General features: G+C 71.0%; 19 protein-coding genes. 14 read left to right on the plus strand and 5 right to left on the minus strand.

Features of this window, described 5'->3' with window-relative positions; all coding sequences use genetic code 11:
• The first annotated feature begins 32 nt into the window (after positions 1 to 32).
• Positions 33 to 1007 (plus strand): family 16 glycosylhydrolase, encoded by a 975-nt coding sequence (locus ACRQ4B_RS15680; RefSeq protein ID WP_439692318.1) that lies wholly within the window; start codon positions 33 to 35, stop codon positions 1005 to 1007.
• Positions 1008 to 1170: 163 nt separating this feature from the next.
• On the opposite strand, the gene ACRQ4B_RS15685 is transcribed toward ACRQ4B_RS15680, so the two are convergent.
• The 3 genes from ACRQ4B_RS15685 to ACRQ4B_RS15695 all read right to left on the minus strand — a co-directional run bounded on the left by ACRQ4B_RS15685 (position 1171) and on the right by ACRQ4B_RS15695 (position 3767).
• Complete coding sequence (locus ACRQ4B_RS15685) at positions 1171 to 1749, minus strand: hypothetical protein (RefSeq protein WP_439692319.1); 579 nt, start codon at positions 1747 to 1749, stop codon at positions 1171 to 1173.
• A 9-nt stretch (positions 1750 to 1758) separates the two neighbouring features.
• Positions 1759 to 2307 (minus strand): hypothetical protein, encoded by a 549-nt coding sequence (locus ACRQ4B_RS15690; protein ID WP_439692320.1) that lies wholly within the window; start codon positions 2305 to 2307, stop codon positions 1759 to 1761.
• 284 nt (positions 2308 to 2591) lie between these two features.
• Entirely contained in the window at positions 2592 to 3767 is a 1176-nt protein-coding gene (locus tag ACRQ4B_RS15695; RefSeq protein ID WP_439692321.1) for an ROK family protein, read from the minus strand.
• 134 nt (positions 3768 to 3901) lie between these two features.
• Here ACRQ4B_RS15695 and ACRQ4B_RS15700 point away from each other — a divergent pair, with 134 nt between their 5' ends.
• The 6 genes from ACRQ4B_RS15700 (at position 3902) to ACRQ4B_RS15725 (ending at position 11085) form a co-directional block, all read left to right on the plus strand.
• Positions 3902 to 5200: an ABC transporter substrate-binding protein gene (locus ACRQ4B_RS15700; RefSeq protein WP_439692322.1), complete on the plus strand. Its 1299-nt coding sequence runs from the start codon at positions 3902 to 3904 to the stop codon at positions 5198 to 5200.
• 12 nt (positions 5201 to 5212) lie between these two features.
• Positions 5213 to 6175, plus strand: a complete 963-nt coding sequence (locus ACRQ4B_RS15705; RefSeq protein WP_439692323.1) for a carbohydrate ABC transporter permease — start codon at positions 5213 to 5215, stop codon at positions 6173 to 6175.
• On the plus strand, positions 6175 to 7080 hold the full coding sequence (locus tag ACRQ4B_RS15710; protein WP_439692324.1) for a carbohydrate ABC transporter permease: 906 nt from the start codon (positions 6175 to 6177) through the stop codon (positions 7078 to 7080). The genes ACRQ4B_RS15705 and ACRQ4B_RS15710 overlap by 1 nt, the downstream gene beginning before the upstream one ends.
• 67 nt (positions 7081 to 7147) lie before the next feature.
• Positions 7148 to 8809, plus strand: coding sequence for a glycoside hydrolase family 13 protein (locus tag ACRQ4B_RS15715; RefSeq protein WP_439692325.1), 1662 nt, complete (start codon positions 7148 to 7150; stop codon positions 8807 to 8809).
• A 108-nt stretch (positions 8810 to 8917) separates the two neighbouring features.
• A complete protein-coding gene (locus tag ACRQ4B_RS15720) occupies positions 8918 to 9865 on the plus strand; it encodes an ABC transporter ATP-binding protein (RefSeq protein ID WP_439692326.1) in 948 nt (315 codons plus the stop codon).
• Positions 9862 to 11085, plus strand: a complete 1224-nt coding sequence (locus ACRQ4B_RS15725) for an ABC transporter permease (RefSeq protein WP_439692327.1) — start codon at positions 9862 to 9864, stop codon at positions 11083 to 11085. The genes ACRQ4B_RS15720 and ACRQ4B_RS15725 overlap by 4 nt, the downstream gene beginning before the upstream one ends.
• On the opposite strand, the gene ACRQ4B_RS15730 is transcribed toward ACRQ4B_RS15725, so the two are convergent.
• Both ACRQ4B_RS15730 and pnuC read right to left on the minus strand, forming a co-directional pair.
• A complete protein-coding gene (locus ACRQ4B_RS15730; protein ID WP_439692328.1) occupies positions 11075 to 11707 on the minus strand; it encodes a TetR family transcriptional regulator C-terminal domain-containing protein in 633 nt (210 codons plus the stop codon). The two genes, ACRQ4B_RS15725 and ACRQ4B_RS15730, sit on opposite strands and share 11 nt — an antisense overlap.
• A 67-nt stretch (positions 11708 to 11774) precedes the next feature.
• Positions 11775 to 12440, minus strand: coding sequence for a nicotinamide riboside transporter PnuC (gene pnuC, locus ACRQ4B_RS15735; protein WP_439692329.1), 666 nt, complete (start codon positions 12438 to 12440; stop codon positions 11775 to 11777).
• A 345-nt stretch (positions 12441 to 12785) separates the two neighbouring features.
• On the opposite strand from pnuC, the gene ACRQ4B_RS15740 reads away from it, so the two are divergent.
• The 7 genes from ACRQ4B_RS15740 to ACRQ4B_RS15770 all read left to right on the plus strand — a co-directional run bounded on the left by ACRQ4B_RS15740 (position 12786) and on the right by ACRQ4B_RS15770 (position 18491).
• On the plus strand, positions 12786 to 13340 hold the full coding sequence (locus ACRQ4B_RS15740) for an alternate-type signal peptide domain-containing protein (protein ID WP_439692330.1): 555 nt from the start codon (positions 12786 to 12788) through the stop codon (positions 13338 to 13340).
• 156 nt (positions 13341 to 13496) lie between these two features.
• Positions 13497 to 14093, plus strand: a complete 597-nt coding sequence (locus ACRQ4B_RS15745; protein WP_439692331.1) for a TasA family protein — start codon at positions 13497 to 13499, stop codon at positions 14091 to 14093.
• Positions 14090 to 14983: a hypothetical protein gene (locus tag ACRQ4B_RS15750; RefSeq protein ID WP_439692332.1), complete on the plus strand. Its 894-nt coding sequence runs from the start codon at positions 14090 to 14092 to the stop codon at positions 14981 to 14983. Before ACRQ4B_RS15745 ends, ACRQ4B_RS15750 begins: the two co-directional genes overlap by 4 nt.
• Positions 14980 to 15564: a signal peptidase I gene (locus tag ACRQ4B_RS15755; protein ID WP_439692333.1), complete on the plus strand. Its 585-nt coding sequence runs from the start codon at positions 14980 to 14982 to the stop codon at positions 15562 to 15564. Before ACRQ4B_RS15750 ends, ACRQ4B_RS15755 begins: the two co-directional genes overlap by 4 nt.
• A gap of 1 nt (position 15565) precedes the next feature.
• Complete coding sequence (locus ACRQ4B_RS15760) at positions 15566 to 16105, plus strand: hypothetical protein (protein ID WP_439692334.1); 540 nt, start codon at positions 15566 to 15568, stop codon at positions 16103 to 16105.
• Positions 16106 to 16365: 260 nt separating this feature from the next.
• On the plus strand, positions 16366 to 17820 hold the full coding sequence (locus ACRQ4B_RS15765; RefSeq protein WP_439692335.1) for a DUF6421 family protein: 1455 nt from the start codon (positions 16366 to 16368) through the stop codon (positions 17818 to 17820).
• Positions 17817 to 18491, plus strand: a complete 675-nt coding sequence (locus tag ACRQ4B_RS15770) for an SDR family oxidoreductase (RefSeq protein ID WP_439692336.1) — start codon at positions 17817 to 17819, stop codon at positions 18489 to 18491. The genes ACRQ4B_RS15765 and ACRQ4B_RS15770 overlap by 4 nt, the downstream gene beginning before the upstream one ends.

Raw genomic sequence — 18491 nt, forward strand, 5'->3', positions numbered from 1 at the left:
CCGAGGAGCCCGACATCGCTGCTTCGAAGAACGTGCACGCCCGCGCGCGGCACGCATCGACCACGAACCGTCCGAACCACCGCCGCCGCCGCATCGTCATCGCGGCCGCCACGGTCAGCGCACTGCTGATCGGCGTCCCCACCGCCGCTTCCGCCCACACCTGGTGGGGCTGGGGCGGGCGCGGACACCACGCACCCCCCACCGCGCCGGTCTCCCCCACCCCGACCGACGAGGCATCGCCCTCCGACGATCCCACCCCCTCGGACGAGCCGACCGACGGATCGACCCCGAGCGGTGCGCCGATCACGGCGGCCCCGGAGCCGACCGAGTCCGCCGAGCCCGACACGCCCGCCGCGGACGCCGCCGACGCCGACGCCGACCAGTCGACCCTCGCGCCGGCCGCCTCGTTCGTCGAGGACTTCGACGTCCCCGCCGTCGCCGGCACGCTGTCCAACGCCTACAAGCAGGCGTGGCAGCCGTACCCGGACGGCACCTCCGGCATCTACGTGCCGAGCAAGACCGTCTCCGTGCACGACGGCGTGATGGACGTCGCGCTCGGTGGTGCCGGCGCTGCCGGCACGTTCGGCTCCACGACCGGCGCGTACTCCCACGTCGGCGGGTCGTTCTCGGTCCGCGCGAAGGCCACCGGCGGCGACGGGAACGGCGCAGCGTTCATGCTGTGGCCCAGCTCCGACAAGTGGTCCGACGGTGAGATCGACTTCCCCGAGGGCAACTTCGAGTCGCGCCCGTCGGCGTTCCAGCACTCGATGACCCCGGGCCAGGAAGCCGAGCGCACCCAGCTCGACTCCGGGGTCTCCTGGCGTGACTGGCACACCTACACGATCGACTGGGACCCGGGGAAGTCGGTCACGTACAAGGTCGACGGCAACGTCATCGGCACGATCACGCACGACGTCCCGACGACCGAGCACCGGTTCATGTTCCAGACCGGTAACTGGGGTGCCTCCGGCAACCTGCTCATCGACTGGGTCTCGACGACCGAGTAGCGGTCGCTCCGCGACGACGGACTGGAGGCGCGGTGCCGGCTGGCACCGCGCCTCCAGTCCGTCAGTGGTCGCGACCGAGGTCGCGGGCACATCGTGAGCAGAAACGGTCGGGTCGCCCGATCGCACCCGACCGTTCCTACTCAGGAAGTCGGGCGGTCGGCTGTCACGGAGTACCGCTCGAGCGGGAGCTGTCGGTGGCGCGACCGCGGTCACGACGGGCTGTACCCCGACGTCGGACGACGAGTGTGCCGATCCCCTGGACGATGCAGGTGACACCGCTGGCGACGATCAGGATCGAGATGACGAGCCGGACCACGGACGGCCCCTCGATCGTGACGGGGACGACCGCCACAGCGATGAAGATCCCGCCCATCACGATCAGGACGACGGGGTTCGGTGCGACGAAGAAGCGTCGACCGCCGTTCGCCTCGGCGATCGCGCGGTCACGGGCATGCGGAACGGCGTCCGGCGAGCGACCCGCCTGTCGTTCGCGTCGTCTCCATCGCGCCCGGACGACGAGCCACACCACGACGCCGACGACGACGGCGACCGGGAACGCGACGGGTTCGCGCACCTGGACGAACCCGAGTACGAGCACGGAGACGAAGCCCGCAACGACGCCGGCGACCGCTGCCATCGTCGTCCGGTCGGTCCGACCGTCCGGGCCAGCGACCCAGCCGGGGCGTCGCCTGTACGGATCGTGTTCGGCGGTCGTCTGCTCGTCGGTGCGCTCGGCCCTCATGGATCGAACCTAGGCGTCGGATCCGGCCGGTCCGGTGGACGGGACCGTCCACGTACCACGCAGACCGCCGAGCAGGTGCTCGATGTTCCGGAGTGCGCGACGGGTCTCCCAGACCGAGTACGCGCACATCGCGAGGAAGACCGCGAGGATCAGCCACCAGAACGGGCTGACGGCCAGGGCCGCCCAGACCGCGAAGGCGCCGAAGAGCACCGCCATGACCGGCACGATGACACGGTTGTTCCGGTACCGCTTCCGCGTCGACTCGAGTTCGCGCGACCAGACCACGTGGTCCACGCCCGCCGGCACGTCGCCGCTGCGTACCGCGCGCTGGATCGCGGCCGCCTGCTCCGTCCCCCCGGCGCGACGCCGGCGGTACGCGATGAGGAAGCCGAAGAACACCGTCATGAGGATGGCGTAGACGAGCGCAGCGATCGCCCGCCCGGCGAGCTGGCCCGGGGTGGGGTCGGACACGACGCCGAGGCCGAAGTACAGCCCCCCGACCAGGATGAAGACGATCGGCAGGAGCGCCGGCAACGGCATCTTCCGGAAGCGGTCCATGACGATCTCCTCGATGCAAGTGCGAGCCGTTCTCGCTTCTTTGAGCATGCCGATGACGGCCGGGAGGACCCTGGACGGGCACATCGTGAGCAGGAACGGTCGGGTCGCCAGAAGGCGCCCGACCATTTCTGCTCAGGAAGTCGTGCGGTTGACGAACAGGATCGGCAGCGGTGCCGACGTCGAGGGCCGTCCGCGCGCCGGGCGGCACGGCTGCCAGCACGCGGCCGTGGAAGTGCGTGTTGTGGTTCCAGTGCCCGGCCGAGCCGGTCACCGACACGCCCGGGTCACCGGTCCACCCCGCGACGGCTCGACAGGGGGAAGGACAGCGGGTCGTCGCGGACGGCGTCGACGGCGTGCGCGACCGCCCCGATCACGACGACGTCGGCTCCGAGCGACGACGCGACGATCTCCGGGACGGGGTCGAAGTGCCCGTCGTCGAGCAGCGCGCGGGCGCGTTCGATGACGGCGGCGGCGGGCTCAGCGATGGCACCGGCGACGACGACACGGTCGATGTCGAGCAGGCTCGCGAGGAGGACGCACACCCGGGCGAGGCGGTCGCCGAGACGCTCGACGATCGCCGTCGCCTGCGCGTCCCCGCCGCGTGCGGCGCGGAACACGGTGGCGGCGTCGACCTCGTCCGCGGCGAGCGGGCTGCCGGATCGGACCCGACCGGCGGTGACCGCCTCGGCCACCAGGGTCCTCGCCGTCGCCCCGATCCCGTCCGACGAGCCGACGCCCTCGACGAGCTCGAGCACGCGCATCTCCCCGGCACCACCGTGGGCACCGCGGAGCAGCACGCCGTCGACGACGAGGCCGGCACCGAACCGTTCGCCGGACAGGAGTGCGGCGAAGGACGCTGCGCCCGAGGACGGCCGTTCGGCGAGCGCGGCGAGGTTGGCGTCGTTCTCGACGAGGACCCGACCGTGCGGGACACTGCCCGCGAACCCGGGGTTCATCCGGTCCCAGAAGCCGCCGTCCCCGGGTGAGGCCCCGCCGGCGTCCACGGGCGCCGGGATGCCGACGACGGTCACGAGGACGCGCGCCGGGTCGACCGCGGCGTCCGCGAGCGCGGCGGCGACGGTCTCGCCGAGGACCCGGAGCCGCACGGGGACGTCGAGGCCGGACCCGCCGAGCGTCGCGGAGGCACGGCCGAGGACGGTCCCGCGCAGGTCGGCGACGAACGCGGTCACCCGGTGCTGCCCGGCGTCGACCCCGACGACGATGCCCGCCCTGGTGTCGAGCTCGTAGCGTCGCGCGGGACGCCCCATCCGGTACTCCCCCGCCGCCCGCGCGTCGTCGAGTTCGTGGAGCCACCCGAGACGGACGAGTTCCTCGCAGGTCCCGAGGATCGTCGAGCGGGTCAGGCCGGTGCCGTCGATCGCCTCGGTCGCGGTGAAGGCACGGACCGCGAAGGCGTACGCCAGCAGCGTCTCGGCGCTCGTTCCACGGTGCGGCGGCATGACCGTGACCCTATCGCGCGGACACTTCCTTGCGTAATTAGATTTTCTCGCTAGATTTAGTCCTGCGGGCGGCACCGGAGCCGCCCCGCGATCCGGAACGGCAGGGACGCCGGGTCCGGACGGATGGAGACGACGTGCAGGAACACGCCACCACCAGGAGCGCCGGTGCGGTCAGCCGCCGCGGGTTCCTGCTCGGCGCGGGCGGCATCGGCGCAGGGCTCGCCCTCGCCGGGTGCGCACCGCTCGGGTCCTCGAGCAGCCGCCCCGAGACGATCACGTTCTACGTGTCGAAGCCCGAGGTCATCGGCTACTTCGACGACGTCATCGCGAAGTTCCACGACAGCCAGTCGAAGATCCGGGTCGTCCGGGACTCGACGTCGAACATGTCCGCGAACTTCGTCCGGAACCGGCCGCCGGACCTCGGGTGCCTGAACTACAACTACGCGATGGTGTCGTTCGTCGAGCACGGTGCACTGACCGACCTGTCGGACCTGCCCGAGAAGGACACGATCAACCCGGACCTGTGGCCGCTCATGCAGCAGACCGCGGACTACCCGGGCCGCACGAGCGTCCTGCCCTACTCGGTGACCGCCGCGTCGGTGATCTACAACAAGCAGGTCTTCGCCGACCAGGGCATCACCGTGCCGACCACCTGGAGCGAGTTCCAGGACGTGTGCGAACGGCTCACGAAGGCCGGGATCACGCCGATGTACGGCACCTACAAGGACAACTGGACGATCGCCCAGGGCATGTTCGACTACTCGGTGGGCGGCATGCTCGACCTGCAGTCGACCTTCGCGGCGCTCGACCGCGAGGGCACGAAGGTCGGCTCGGGCTCCCGCGTCTCGTTCGAGAAGGACTTCGCAGCCCCGGTGGACCGCATGGTGGACCTGCTCCAGTGGCACCAGAAGGGCGCCGCCAGCCGTGGGTACGGCGACGGGAACCTCGCGTTCGCGCAGGGGAAGGCCGCGATGTACCTCCAGGGGCCGTGGGCGCTCGGCGAGATCGCGAAGACGAACAAGGACCTCGCCCTCGGGACGTTCCCGTTCCCCGCGACCGACGACGCCGCGGCGAACAAGGTGCGGGTCAACGTCGACCTCGGACTGTGGATCCCCGAGCAGTCCCGCAAGCAGGAGGCCGCGCGTGAGTTCCTGTCGTTCCTGATGAGCCCGGCGGTGAACGACAAGTACAACGCCGACAACAACGGGTTCGGCGTCCGGAAGGACTCCCCACCCGTGTCGAACCCTGCGCTCCGCGGCATGCAGGACTCGTACGACCGAGCGAACTTCTTCCTCGGCGCCTCGCAGCTCATCCCCGCCGAGATCCCGGTGGCGAACTACCTGCAGTCCATCGCCTTCGGCGGTGCCCCTGCTCCGCAACTCCGCACCCTCGACGGCGACTGGGCGCGTCTCGCGCTCCGCTCGGCCGCGTAAGGAGACGACACCTTGGCCACCACGACCACTGAATCCGTCACGACGGCGGGAAGCCGCCGACGGGGCGGAGCCGCACCGCGCCTCCAGTCCGGACGAGGAGCCGGCCAGCGCACCGGGCGCAGCCGCGTCGACCCGCTCTTCCTCGTCTTCCTCATCCCCACCCTCCTGCTGTTCACGCTCGCCATCACGCTCCCCGCGGTGATGGGCATCGTGCTGAGCTTCACCGACTCCGTCGGCTTCGGCGAGTTCCGCTTCACCGGCCTGACGAACTACGTCGCGGTGTTCTCCGACCCCGCGATCCTGCAGGCGTACCTGTTCACGATCGGGTTCTCGCTCGTGACCGTCGTCGTGGTGAACGCGGTCGCGTTCCTGCTCGCCATCGCCCTGACGTCGAAGGTCCGCGGGAAGATCGCCCTCCGAGCGGTGTTCGTCCTGCCGATGGTGATCTCGGGCATCGTCATCGCCTACGTGTTCTCGTTCCTGTTCGCGAACAGTCTGCCGGCCCTGGCGACCGCGCTCGGCTTCGCGCCGCTCGAGCAGAGCATCCTGGCGAACCCCGACCTGGCGTGGGTCGCGATCGTGATCGTGACCGCGTGGCAGGCGATCCCGTCGACGCTCCTCATCTACATCGCCGGCGTCCTGTCGATCCCGGGCGAGGTGTACGAGGCGGCGGCACTCGACGGCGCGAGCTCGTGGCGCCAGCTCGTCTCGATCACGGCACCGCTGACCGCGGGCTACATCCTCATCAACCTCGTGATCGGGTTCAAGAACTTCCTGAACTCGTACGACATCATCGTCGGCCTCACCGACGGCGGCCCGGGCACCTCGACCACCAGCGTCGCGATGTCCATCTTCAAGGGCTTCAACGGCGGCGACTACGCCTACCAGATGGCGAACGCCACGATCTTCTTCGTCATCGCGGTCGTCATCGCCGTGATCCAGCTGCGGGCCACCCGCGGGAAGGCAGCGCTCTGATGACCATCCAGGCACCCCTGAACCCCGGGACGACGAAGACCGGCAGCATCCGCTCGGTCGACGCCGACCGAACCGCAGCCCGCCGCGGCGGCCGGTCCAACTGGCCCGTGACGGTCGTCCTCGTGCTCTGCGCCCTCTCGGTGCTCGTCCCGCTGTACGTCACCGTGACCATGGCGTTCAAGACCACCGCGCAGTCGGTCGACGGCAACGCGTTCTCACTGCCGGCGCCGTTCAGCGTCGACGGCTTCGTGCAGGCCTGGCAGCTGACCGACTTCCCGCGGGCGTTCGGCGTCTCGGTGCTCGTCGCGGCGATCACCGTCGTCGGGACGATCCTGCTCGCCTCGTTCACGGCGTTCGCGATCGCGCGCAACTGGGACCGCCGGCTCTTCCGCTGGTCGTTCTTCTACCTGCTCGCCGCGATGTTCCTGCCCTTCCCGGTGCTCGCGCTGTCGCAGGTGAAGCTCACCGGCCTGGCGGGGCTCGACAACCCGTTCGGCGTCGCGATCCTGCACGTCATGTTCCAGCTGTCCTTCAGCGTGCTGCTCTTCACCGCGTTCCTGCGGTCGATCCCGGCCGAGCTCGAGGAGAGCGCCCGCATCGACGGCGCGAGCACGGGCCAGGTGTTCTGGCGGCTGGTGTTCCCGCTCCTCGCGCCGATGAGCGCCACGGTCGGCATCTTCGCGTTCCTGGCGTCCTGGAACGACTTCGTGATGCCCTCCCTGATCACCTCGAACCCGGCGCTGCAGACCCTGCCAGTGCTGCAGCAGATGTTCCAGACCCAGTTCAGCAACAACTACAACGTGTCGTTCGCCTCGTACCTGATGGCGATGGCACCGGCGATCATCGTCTACCTGATCACCCAGCGCTGGGTGATGGCCGGGGTGACGCAGGGCGCCATCAAGTGACCGGCACCGCGACCATCACCACAGCCACGACCACCACGACAGCCATCCGCATCCCTGAGAGGACCCCGTGACCGACACCCTCGTCCAGCCCGCCACCCCCACCACCGACGAGACCTGGTGGCGCCAGGCGAGCGTCTACCAGATCTACCCGCGCTCCTTCGCGGACGCGAACGGCGACGGCATCGGCGACCTCCCTGGCATCACCGCGAAGGTCCCGTACCTGGCGTCGCTCGGCATCGAGGCGGTCTGGCTCAGCCCGTTCTACCCGTCCGCGCTCGCCGACGGCGGCTACGACGTCGACGACTACCGGGACGTCGACCCGCGCCTCGGCACGCTGCAGCACTTCGACGACATGGTCGCAGCGCTGCACGGTGCCGGCATCCGCGTGATCGTCGACGTGGTGCCGAACCACACGAGCGACCGGCACGAGTGGTTCCGCGAGGCACTGGCGTCGGCGAAGGGCTCCCCCGCGCGCGACCGGTACGTGTTCCGCGACGGCACCGGCCCCGACGGGTCGGAAGCACCTGCCGACTGGGTGTCGATCTTCGGCGGCCCCGCGTGGACCGCGGTCGGCGACGGCCAGTGGTACCTGCACAACTTCGCGGCGGAGCAGCCCGACCTGAACTGGGCGAACCGCGAGGTCCGCGACGACTTCCTGCACACGCTGCGCTTCTGGTCCGACCGCGGCGTCGACGGGTTCCGCATCGACGTCGCCCACGGCCTGGCGAAGGACCTGCCCGCCGGCGAGCTGCCGACCTGGGCCGAGGTGAACGCGGCACCGAAGGACGGGTCGCACATCCTGTGGGACCGCGACGACGTGCACGAGATCTACGCCGAGTGGCGGAAGGTCTTCGACGAGTACACCCCGGCCCGCACCGCGGTCGCCGAGGCGTGGGTCCCCGCCGACCGCCGGGCGCGGTACGCCAGCGCCAAGGGCCTCGGACAGGCGTTCAACTTCGACCTGCTCGAGGCCGACTTCGACGCCGGCCAGTTCCGGACCATCATCGAGTTCAACCTCGGACTGGCCGAGCAGTCCGGCTCGTCGACCACGTGGGTGTTCTCGAACCACGACGTCGTGCGGCACGCCACTCGCTACGCCCTCCCGGCGCGGGACGGCGACCCGCAGAAGCAGGGCGGCGCGTGGCTGCTCGCCGGCGGCGACCCGGACGACCTCGACCGCGCGCTCGGCCTCCGGCGTGCGCAGGCCGCGACGCTGCTCGAACTCGCCCTGCCCGGCTCCGCGTACCTGTACCAGGGCGAGGAGCTCGGGCTGCACGAGGTCGGCGACATCCCCGACACCGACCGTCAGGACCCGGCGTTCTTCCGGAACCCGGGCGTCGACGTCGGGCGTGACGGCTGCCGGGTGCCGCTCCCGTGGACCACGTCCGGCGAGAGCTTCGGCTTCGGGCCCGGCGGCTCGCACCTGCCGCAGCCGGCGTGGTTCGCCGAGGTGTCGGTCGAGGCCGAGGACGCCGACCCCGACTCGACCCTGAACCTGTACCGGAAGGCCCTCGGTCTGCGTGGGCAGCTGCAGTCCGAGGAGCACCTCGAGTGGCTCGAGACCGGACGCGACGACGTGCTCGCCTTCCGTCGGCCGAACGGCTGGACGAGCGTCACGGTGTTCGGCGACGAGCCGTACGACCTCCCCTCCGGCGAGCTGCTGCTCGCCTCGGCGCCGGTGGCAGACGGCGCCCTGTCGGGTGTGGGGACCGCCTGGTTGCGTTCCTGACGGGACCAGCAGGCGGACTGGAGGCGCGGTGCGGGCAGGCACCGCGCCTCCAGTCCGTCAAGCGGTCGCCACCCGGGCCGTCAGGGGTTCGCCGGTAGGGTCGGCGGCATGAGTGGGGCGAGCATCAGCGTGCAGGACTTCGTCATGCGCTTCGGCGACCGCACGGTGGTCGACCGGCTGTCGTTCGACGTCGCACCGGGTGAGACCTTCGGCCTGCTCGGCAGCAACGGCTCCGGCAAGACCACCACGATCCGTGCCCTGCTCGGCATCACGACCCCGACCACCGGCACGCTGACGATCGACGGCCACCAGTACAAGCCCGCGACCGGCGGCATCGGCTACCTCCCCGAGGAGCGCGGGCTCTACCGCAAGGAGTCCGTCATCGACGTGATGACGTACTTCGGTCGGCTCCGCGGCCTGCGAGGGCCCGAGGCGACGGCGTGGAGCATGGAGTACCTCGCCCGGGTCGGCCTGGCGGACCGTGCGAAGCTGCGGGTCGACAAGCTCTCCGGCGGCCAGCAGCAGAAGGTGCAGCTCGGCATCACGATCATGGACCGGCCACGACTGCTCATCCTCGACGAGCCGACGAAGGGCCTCGACCCGGTGAACCGTCGACTGCTCCTCGACCTCGTCGACGAACGCAAGGCCGACGGCGCCACCGTCGTCCTCGTGACGCACCACATGGACGAGGTCGAACGACTGTGCGACCGGATCCTGCTGCTGAAGGACGGCACCGCCGCCGCGTACGGCTCGATCCCCGACGTGCAGGACGCCTTCGGCGGTGCGGTCGCGCGGGTCGGCCTCGACGGACCGGTGCCGCAGTCCCCGCTCTACCGGCTGGCGCGGCACGAGGGACACGTCGCGTACCTCGTCCCGATGCCGGACGCCGCGCCGGACGGCTCGGACATCCTGGCGTCCCTCGTGTCGGCAGGGGTGCACGTCACGGCCTTCGAGATGCGTCGGATCCCGCTCGACGAGATCTTCGTGCAGGTGTACGGGCACGACGCCCTCACGGCCGAGTCGGCAGCGCCGGCAGCGCCGGGGGTCGTCGCGTGAGCCGCCTCGGGACCGTCGTCCGGTTCGAGTTCGTCCGCGCGGTGAAGAAGCCCGCGTTCTGGATCGGCACGCTCGCGCTGCCGGTCGTGATCGTCGTCGTCTCGTTGCTCGTCGGTGTCGGACAGACCGCCGGGACCGACTCGGTCACGTCCAGCGCCTCGGCGTCGAAGACCCCCTTCCGGTACGTCGATCACTCCGGGCTCGTGTCCCAGTCCGTCGCGAAGAAGTGGGGCGGGTCCCCGTCCACCGACGCCGCGCGCGACCGAGCGGCCGTCCGCTCGGGTGCGCTCGACGCGTTCATCGAGTTCCCCGAGTCACCCTCCTCGACACCCATCCGGGTCGAGGCCACCGACCGTGGGCTGTTCGGCAACGGCGGCTACTCGTCGCTCGCCGCACGGGTGCTCGAGCAGAGCGTCGCCGCGAAGGTCGACGACCCCGAGTCCGTGCAGCTGCTCCGGACCCCACCGGACACCGACCTGACGACCTACGCGGACGGCCGGGTCGCCCCGGGGTGGCTGTCGATCGTGCCGCCGTTCCTCTACGTCGCCGCGTTCTTCGGCCTCGTCATCCTGCTCGCCACCCGCATGGTGACGGTCGTCGTCGAGGAGAAGGAGAACCGGATCTCCGAGATGATCCTCACCGCGGTGACCGCCGGGGACCTCATCCGCGGCAAGGTCATCGCGATGCTGCTGGTCGCCTTCGTGCAGATCGGGGTGTTCCTCGTGCCGGGCCTGGTCGGGCTCCTCGTGGCGCTGCCCCTGGTCGCGTCGCGCCTCGGCGGACTGGTCGTCGACCCGTGGCGGATGCTCGTCGGCGCACTGCTGCTGATCGGCGGCGTGCTGCTGGCCTCGGCGCTGTTCGTGGCCGTCGGCGCCGCGGTGCCGTCGATCAAGGACGCCTCGGCGCTGCAGTCGGTGGCGATCTTCTCGTTGATCATCCCGCTGTACGCGGCCTTCTTCGTGATGACCACCCCGACGTCGCCGATCGCCGGGTTCTTCACGTACTTCCCGACGTTCACGCCGATCACCGCGATGGTGCGGAACGCGGTCGGGTCGCTCAGCGTCGTCGAGTCGGTGGTGTGCATCGTCGAGGTGTTCGTCGTCGCCGCGCTGCTGCTCTGGTTCGCGCAGTACCTGTTCCGGCACTCGGTCGCCCAGTACGGGTCGAAGGTGACGATGCGGCAGATCGCCTCGTGGCGGCGGGGTCGACCTAGCTCGTGAGGACGACCTCGTCGAGGTCCCAGGCCGGCACCGCGCGCTCGCGCCAGCCCTGACGGAGGGTCCGCACCGACCGGTCGAACTCGACGAGCACGTCGATGTGGGGGCGCACGAGCATCTGGATCTGCAGCCCCTCGTACACGGCGAGCAGCTGGGTCGCGGCCTGGTGGGCGGGGATCGCCAGTCGCTCGCTGCCGACCTCGACGTCGCGTTCGAGTCCGGTCGAGAGCTGTTCGACGTACTCCTCGAAGCGCTTGCGGAACAGCTCGGCGAACCCGGTGTCAGCGGCGGCGATCGTGATCACGCCGGCGAGCACCCGGACGAGGCCCGGGTCGGCGACGTCCTCGGCGAGCGTCATCCGGACGTGGTCGAGCGTGCACGTCGGCTGCTTCGTGCGCCGGGTCCCGCGGAGCTGCGTCCATCGGTCGTACGTCACGAGCAGCAACGCGTCCCAGGTCGGGAAGAGCCGTCGGACGACGTCCTCGTGGATGCCGGCGACCTCGGCGACGACCCCCGCGTCCACACTGTCGAAGGGGTGCAGCCGGTAGGCGCGGATGGCTCCGCGGACGATGCGCTCGGCGAGCGACTGCTCGTCCTCGAACGCTGCGTCGTGGTCGTGTCCCATCCGGACATCTCATCGCATCCGGTGCGCGTTGTCCCCTCCCAGAGCGGGGGCCGCGCGCTCCGGGTGCTCAGCCGACGGTGACCGGTGCCGCAGACGGCTTCGTGCGCTGCTTCATCCAGACGAAGAACCCGGTCAGGGTGAAGACGCCGTAGAAGACGTACATCAGCCCGGACGCGTAGTACCCGGCGGAGAAGAGCAGCGGCACCCCCACCAGGTCGACGGCCACCCAGACGAGCCAGAACTCGACCCAGCCCTTCGCCATGCCGTACGTCGCGAGCAGCGAGCCCACGAAGATCCAGGCGTCGCTCCAGACCGGCTCGTAGGAGCCGAGGGCGCGGAAGATCGGGGTCAGCACCGCGGTCCCGCCCACCATGACGAGGACCAGCAGTCCGCGGGTCCGCCAGGAGGCCCAGCGCGGCTCGATCACGGTGGTCGCGTCGTCGGGGCGGTGCGTCCACCGGTACCAGCCGTAGACGCTCACGATGATGAACATCACCTGGCGCCCGGCCTGGCCGAGCAGGTTCACCGGGTTCGGGGTGTCGAAGAGCGCCCCCATGAACACCGTGAAGAGGAGGGCGTTGCCGACGATGCCGACGGGCCAGGCCCAGACCTTGCGGCGCATGCCACCGAGCGCGCTGAGCAGGCCGAACACGTTGCCGATCACCTCGCGCCAGAGCACGGTCTGGTCGCCGATGACGAGCTGCGCGTCGAACAGCCACCGCACGATGCCCATGGGCCCTCCTCGTCTCCGCCCGGTGCAACGGTACGGGCGCGGTCGACATTCCGCGGACCACCCCCACACCATCGGGGTACAAACCGTGTCCGCACTACCGGGGACTAAAATGACCCCCGGACTGGGTCCATTCGGACGCATGTTTCCGCTTGTCCGCACTTTGGGGGACGGGTAGCGTCGTCAGCAGAGCGAGTCCAGCCCGCCGCGACGTGTCACGCCGCAGAGCCCGGCGACCGTTCTCCGGCACCGGTCAGCCGCGACCCCGCGAACCAGGGGTCGATGACATCGTCCCATCGGCACAGCCGGTGGTCGCCGCGCGCCCGAACGCGCAGAAACGGACTCCCCATGCACAAGATCGTGACCGGTGCCATCGCCGGCGCCGCCGGCGTCGCCCTCCTGCTCGGCGGCGCGGGCACCTTCGCCCTCTGGAACGCCAACGCCAGCACCGCGGCGGCCTCGGTCAGCTCCGGCTCGCTGACGCTCAGCGCCAACAACGACGGCGTCTGGACGGACATCACGAACGGCCGCTCGGCGACGATCAACCCGGCGAGCGCCCTCATGGTGCCGGGCAACACGTACCAGTTCACCCAGACGCTCACCATCGGTGCGACCGGCCAGGACCTCAAGGCCAACCTCACCTACGCGAGCCAGAGCATCACCGGCGACTCGGCGCTGCTCGCGGCGACGACGAAGACCCTCGCGGTGACCTCGTCCAGCGCGTCCGTCGTGCAGTCCACGTCGAACCCGAACACCTTCGTCGTCTCCCCCTCGGCGGCGACCTCGACCGTCAAGGCCGTGTTCACGATCACGCTGCCGTCGTCCGCGACCACCGGCCAGGGCGGCACGCTCAACGTCGGCGCCCTCGCCTTCACGCTGACGCAGACCGCGATCGGCTCCTGACCCGCTGTCCTCCGGTCGCGGTCTCGATGGGTCCCTGATCCGCCGATCGCGACCACGGCCGGAGGACGCGCCATGCCGATGGGCCGGCCCGCCCGCCCATCGCGACCACGGGCCTCCCGGCCCGCACCGAACGACCACGACGACCAGGGGACGGCCATGACCAGCACACCGAGGACGACCGCGCGGCACCGCGCGCCGCGTCGTCCCCGGTGGATCTGGCCGACCGTCACGGCCCTGGTCGTCGCGGTCGTGACGGCTCTGCTCGGCACCGGTGGCACCTACGCGCTCTGGAACGGCACGGCGAGCACCACGGCCTCCACCGTGCGGTCCGGCACCGCGACCATCGCCACCGGACCGCTCTCCGCCATGAACACCGCCGTCCTCGGCCCGGGCACCGGCACGACCGGCACGTTCACGGTGCGGAACACCGGGTCCGTCCCGCTGTCGATGCGCGTCGCGACCACCGCGACGAAGGTGTCCTACGCCACGAACGCGACGACCACCGCCGTCCTCGACGAGCTCACGCTCCGGCTCTCCGTCGTCGGCGCGCCCACCGACTGCCGCGCGGGCCTCGCCGGTGCGAGCGGTCGACTCGCCGCGTTCGACACCGGCAGCAGCTCCTTCACGCTCGCCGCCGGGGCGAGCGCCGTCGGCTGCGTCGAGACCGTGCTGGACGCCGACGCACCGCAGACCGTCGCCGGTGCGGTCACCGACTTCACCCTCACCGTCACCGGGACGCAGGTGTCCGCGTGAGCCGTCGACTCCGCGGCCTGCTCGCGGTGCTGCTCGGACTGGCCTTCGTCGCCGGCGGCTCCAGCGCCGCCTGGGCGCTCTGGACCGCCACCGGAACCACCGCGTCGAGCGTGACCATCGGCAAGACCGGGGCCGCACTGACCGGCACCAGCGCCATGACGACCACGTTCTCGTCGAGCCAGCCCGGCATGACGAAGCCGATCACGCTCACGAACGCCGGCTCGCTCGCCGGCACCGCGACCACGACCGTCTCCGTCGTCGCCGGCAGCTCGACCGCACTCGCGCAGTCCGTGGACGTCGTGGCGTGGCCGGTCGCCTCGACGTCGGCGTGCACGGACTCGTCGTCGGTCGGCACGGGGTCCGTCTCCGGGACGTGGGCCGCCCTGCCGAGCATGACGTCGAAGCTCGCGGCGGGTGCCGGTGCGGTCTGGTGCACCCGGAGCACCCCGAGGTCCACCGCCCCGGCGTCCACGACGACGAACGTGACCGTGAACCTCACCGTCACGACCGGCAGCTGGACCTCCGGCGTCGTGCAGGGCGGCTTCTACCTGAACACCTCGGCGTCTGCCCCGGCCTTCACGTGCACCGACCACAGCGGCACCTACGTCGAGATCGCGTGGCCGACCTCGAGCCGCCCGAAGGACACCTGGTACGGGGCGTTCGTCGGCCCGGACGCCTCGACGATGGTCGGCCAGAAGGAGCAGGACTACTACGGCCGGTTCACCCTGGCACCGGACCAGATCCCGGCGAACACCGCCACCAGCGGACCGGTGACCGTCACGGTGAAGATCCTCGACAGCGCGGGCAACCCGACGAGCACCGTCGTCGCGTCCGGCTCGATCACCCTCTTCACCCAGAACAACGGGAAGGCCGTCCGGTGCGGAGCGTGAGCACCCGCGCCGTCCTGCGCGCCGTCGGCCTCGGCCTGAGCACCGGACTGCTCGCCCTCGTCGTGGGGCTCGCCGTCGTCCTCATCGTCGTGCCGAAGGCCACCGGGTCGACCCCGCTCACGGTGCTGACCCAGTCCATGGAGCCGACGCTGCCCCCGGGCACGCTGCTCGTCGTCCGGCCCACCCCGGTCGAGGACATCCGCATCGGGGACGTCGTGACCTACCAGATCACCGCCGGCCAGCCCGCGGTGATCAGCCACCGGGTGGTGTCCGTCGCGTCGTCGTCCGACGGGTCGCGGACGTTCGTGCTCAAGGGCGACAACAACGCACTGGCCGACCCGGCCCCCGTCACGGCCGCACAGGTCCGCGGCGTCGTCTGGTACAGCCTGCCGGACGTCGGACTCGTCAACCAGCTGGTGAACGGGTCGCGCGCGTGGCTCGTCCCCGCGATCGCCGGCGTGCTCCTGGCGTACGGCGCGGTGATGGTGACGATCGGGACCGTCAGCGCGGTCCGTCGCCGCGGTCGGCGATCGGGGCACCCGAACCGGTCGCGCGGCGCGCACCGGGCTACGCTCGGGTGACGTGACGGACGGTGTGACGGACGGTGTGGAACGGGCGAGGGCGCTCCTCGACGACGCCGCGCGGACGCTCCGGGCCGCCGGCGTGCCCGACGAGGCCCTCGGCGAGTACGTCGAGCCGAAGGCCGTGCTCGGGATCCGGCGGGAGCCGACGATGCGGTCGCTCGGCCGCGTGTGGCGGGTCGGTGCGCTGCTGATCGGCGCCTCGGTCGAGACCGGCGGTCGGGTCTGGGCGACCGGGTCGATCACCCGGGTCACCGATCCCGGGCGGGCGCAGTTCCAGTCGGTGTCCGCCGAGGTTCGGCGGGCCTACCGGGCGGCGGCGGCGAAGGGGCACTTCGGTGCCGGCGACACCGTGAACCACGGCGCGACGCCGATCCCCCTCGACGCGACGCTCGTCGGGTCGGACGCCGTGCTGTTCGTCGCCGACGGTGTCCCGCTCGTCCGCTGGTCCCCGGCCGCCGGCGCTGCCGTGCCGCTCGACGACTACCTCGCGGACCGGGTCGGGCTGCTCGTGGAGCCGCCGCGGGGCGCGACGGACTGACGGCGCGACCGCGTCGCGCACGTCCCTCCGGCCGGCAGGACGGTGGCGGGCGCACCACGCGCCTCCCGGCCGTCGGACGTGTGTCGAAGCACGAGAAATGCGTCGGCGGGTCGGTCCGTTGCGCGCCACAGGTGCGGACGCACATTTCCGCCGGAAATGGGCAAGAATGCGTTCCTGGAATCCCCTTAGGCTCGGGAACGACCCGGCTGCGCGCATTCCCGTGCGCATTCCCGGCCCGACCCGATGACGGGAGGTTCGACATGTCGCAGTTCGTCCAGAGGTTCACGCAGGACGCCATCGTCGGAGAACCCGAGGTCGTCGAGGACCACCGGGGCGTGCGGGACGTCGCCGACCATCCGGCGTGGCTGCGGCTCCGGGACGCCGTCGTGGCGTTCCGGACGGTGCAGGCCGAGGACGGGTCGGTCCCCGAGCCCGCGGACCACCCGGTCGCATCCCGCCACCTGGCCACGATCCTCCCGGCGATCGCCGAACTGGCACCGTCGTTCCCGCACGACGCGGCGTACCTCAGCGCACTGCAGCGTGACCTCGAACGGTGGCAGCAGGACGGGTTCGGCGTCCCGGACTTCCTCGACTCGCTGAACGCCTTCCAGCCGCAGCAGCACCGTGTCGACGGGCTCGGGCACCTGGTGGTGTTCCCGATGTACACGCAGAACGGCAGTTCCTCCCGTCTGCTCGAAGCCGTCCTCGTCGAGGTGATCTGGCCGGAGTTCATCGCCGAACTCGAAGCCGGCGACTACGGCAACGCGCTCTTCGTCGCACTCCGGTTCGTCGACTTCACGCCCGGCTACGACACGAACTCCGCCGTGCTCTTCCCGGAGACCGTCGCGATGCGCGAGATCCCGGCGTTCACCTGGGGTGCGATCTTCCAGGACCGCGAGGCCGCCCGGTACCGCCGTGTGGTCCGCGCGGCCGCGGCGATCACGAAGCTCGACCTCCCGGACGACGCGGCCACCATGCTCGACGACCAGCAGCTCACCGAGCGGGTCTTCGTGATGTGGGACATCATCCACGACCGTTCGCACATGCGTGGCGACCTGCCCTTCGACCCGTTCATGATCAAGCAGCGGATGCCGTTCTTCCTGTACTCGCTGGAGGAGCTGCGCTGCGACCTGACGGCGTTCCGGGAGAGCGTGCGACTGCAGCGGTCGCTCTCGGACCGGCCCGATGCCGAGCTGTCCGAGTCGGAGCGGTCGATCCGTGACCACGCGAAGCTCGTGCAGTACGCGGTGATCTTCGACCGGATCTTCCGCTTCGCGATCACCGGCAGCCGCGTCCGGAACTACGACGGGCTCGGCGGCCAGCTGCTGTTCGCGTGGCTGCACCAGCACGACGTCCTGCACTGGACCGACACCCAGCTCACCATCGACTGGGACGCGGTCCCCGACGTCGTCATCGCACTCAGCGACCAGATCAACGAGCTGTACTGGCGGTCGATCGACCGGCCGAAGGCGGCGCACTGGCTCGCCGCCTACGAGATGCTCACCCGCACCCTGACCCCGCACCCGGCGTCCGCGTGGGCGCGCGGGCTCCCGGCCGAGACGCTGGCCGGGCCCCCGAAGGGCTACACCGACGCGGTGCTCGACGACGAGTTCCCGCTGTCGATGTTCTACGAGGCGCTCAACAAGAAGATGGCCGGCGTGATCGCGTCGACGGCCGGCATCACGGGCACGACGTCCGAGCCGGACGCCGCGTGAACAGCGGGTCGCCGGCCGGCCGCACGGTGCTGGTCGCGGGTGCGACCAGCACCAGCGGTACGGCGGTGGTGCGTGCGCTGGCGGACGCCGGTGCGGTGGTGCACGCGGTCGGGTTGCGACCGGACGCCCTGGAGGCACTCCGCGCCGCCGTCCCGTCGGTCACCACCCACACGTGCGACCTCACGGACCGTTCCGCGGTCGACGCGCTGGTCGCCTCGGTGCGCGGCGCCGCCGGCCACGTCGACGGCCTGGTCCACCTGGTCGGCGGGTGGCGGGGCGGTGGCGGGATCACCGGCCAGTCGGACGACGACTGGGACTTCTTCGACCGCGGCTTCCGCACGCTGCGGAACACCACGCGCGCCTGCTACGACGACCTGGTCGCCTCGCCCGCGGGACGCCTGGCGGTCATCTCGTCGACCGCGGTGGACTCCCCCACGGCGGGCGCCGCGAACTACGCCGCCGCCAAGGCGGCCGCCGACGCCTGGGTGCGCGCCGTCGCCCAGGGCCTCCGCAAGGACGCACCCGACACCGCCGCGGCGACGGTGTTCGTGGTCGGCGGGTTGGCGGGGCTCGAGGACCGGCTCGGCGACGCGGTCGTCCGTCTCTGGTCGGCTCCGTCGTCCGACGTCAACGGTGCCAGACTGCCGCTCGCCCCCGCCTCCCTAGGATGA

Origin of the sequence: Curtobacterium sp. SP.BCo, from assembly GCF_051903265.1 — a bacterium.
Lineage (GTDB): Bacteria > Actinomycetota > Actinomycetes > Actinomycetales > Microbacteriaceae > Curtobacterium.

Excerpts from the sequence above, each read along its gene's own strand:
- ACRQ4B_RS15690 (WP_439692320.1), bottom strand. The coding sequence starts at position 2,307 with ATGGACCGCTTCCGGAAGATGCCGTTGCCGGCGCTCCTGCCGATCGTC.
- ACRQ4B_RS15765 (WP_439692335.1), top strand. The coding sequence starts at position 16,366 with ATGTCGCAGTTCGTCCAGAGGTTCACGCAGGACGCCATCGTCGGAGAA.
- ACRQ4B_RS15710 (WP_439692324.1), top strand. The coding sequence starts at position 6,175 with ATGACCATCCAGGCACCCCTGAACCCCGGGACGACGAAGACCGGCAGC.
- ACRQ4B_RS15695 (WP_439692321.1), bottom strand. The coding sequence starts at position 3,767 with ATGCCGCCGCACCGTGGAACGAGCGCCGAGACGCTGCTGGCGTACGCC.
- ACRQ4B_RS15745 (WP_439692331.1), top strand. The coding sequence starts at position 13,497 with ATGACCAGCACACCGAGGACGACCGCGCGGCACCGCGCGCCGCGTCGT.
- pnuC (WP_439692329.1), bottom strand. The coding sequence starts at position 12,440 with ATGGGCATCGTGCGGTGGCTGTTCGACGCGCAGCTCGTCATCGGCGAC.
- ACRQ4B_RS15730 (WP_439692328.1), bottom strand. The coding sequence starts at position 11,707 with ATGGGACACGACCACGACGCAGCGTTCGAGGACGAGCAGTCGCTCGCC.
- ACRQ4B_RS15685 (WP_439692319.1), bottom strand. The coding sequence starts at position 1,749 with ATGAGGGCCGAGCGCACCGACGAGCAGACGACCGCCGAACACGATCCG.
- ACRQ4B_RS15740 (WP_439692330.1), top strand. The coding sequence starts at position 12,786 with ATGCACAAGATCGTGACCGGTGCCATCGCCGGCGCCGCCGGCGTCGCC.
- ACRQ4B_RS15720 (WP_439692326.1), top strand. The coding sequence starts at position 8,918 with ATGAGTGGGGCGAGCATCAGCGTGCAGGACTTCGTCATGCGCTTCGGC.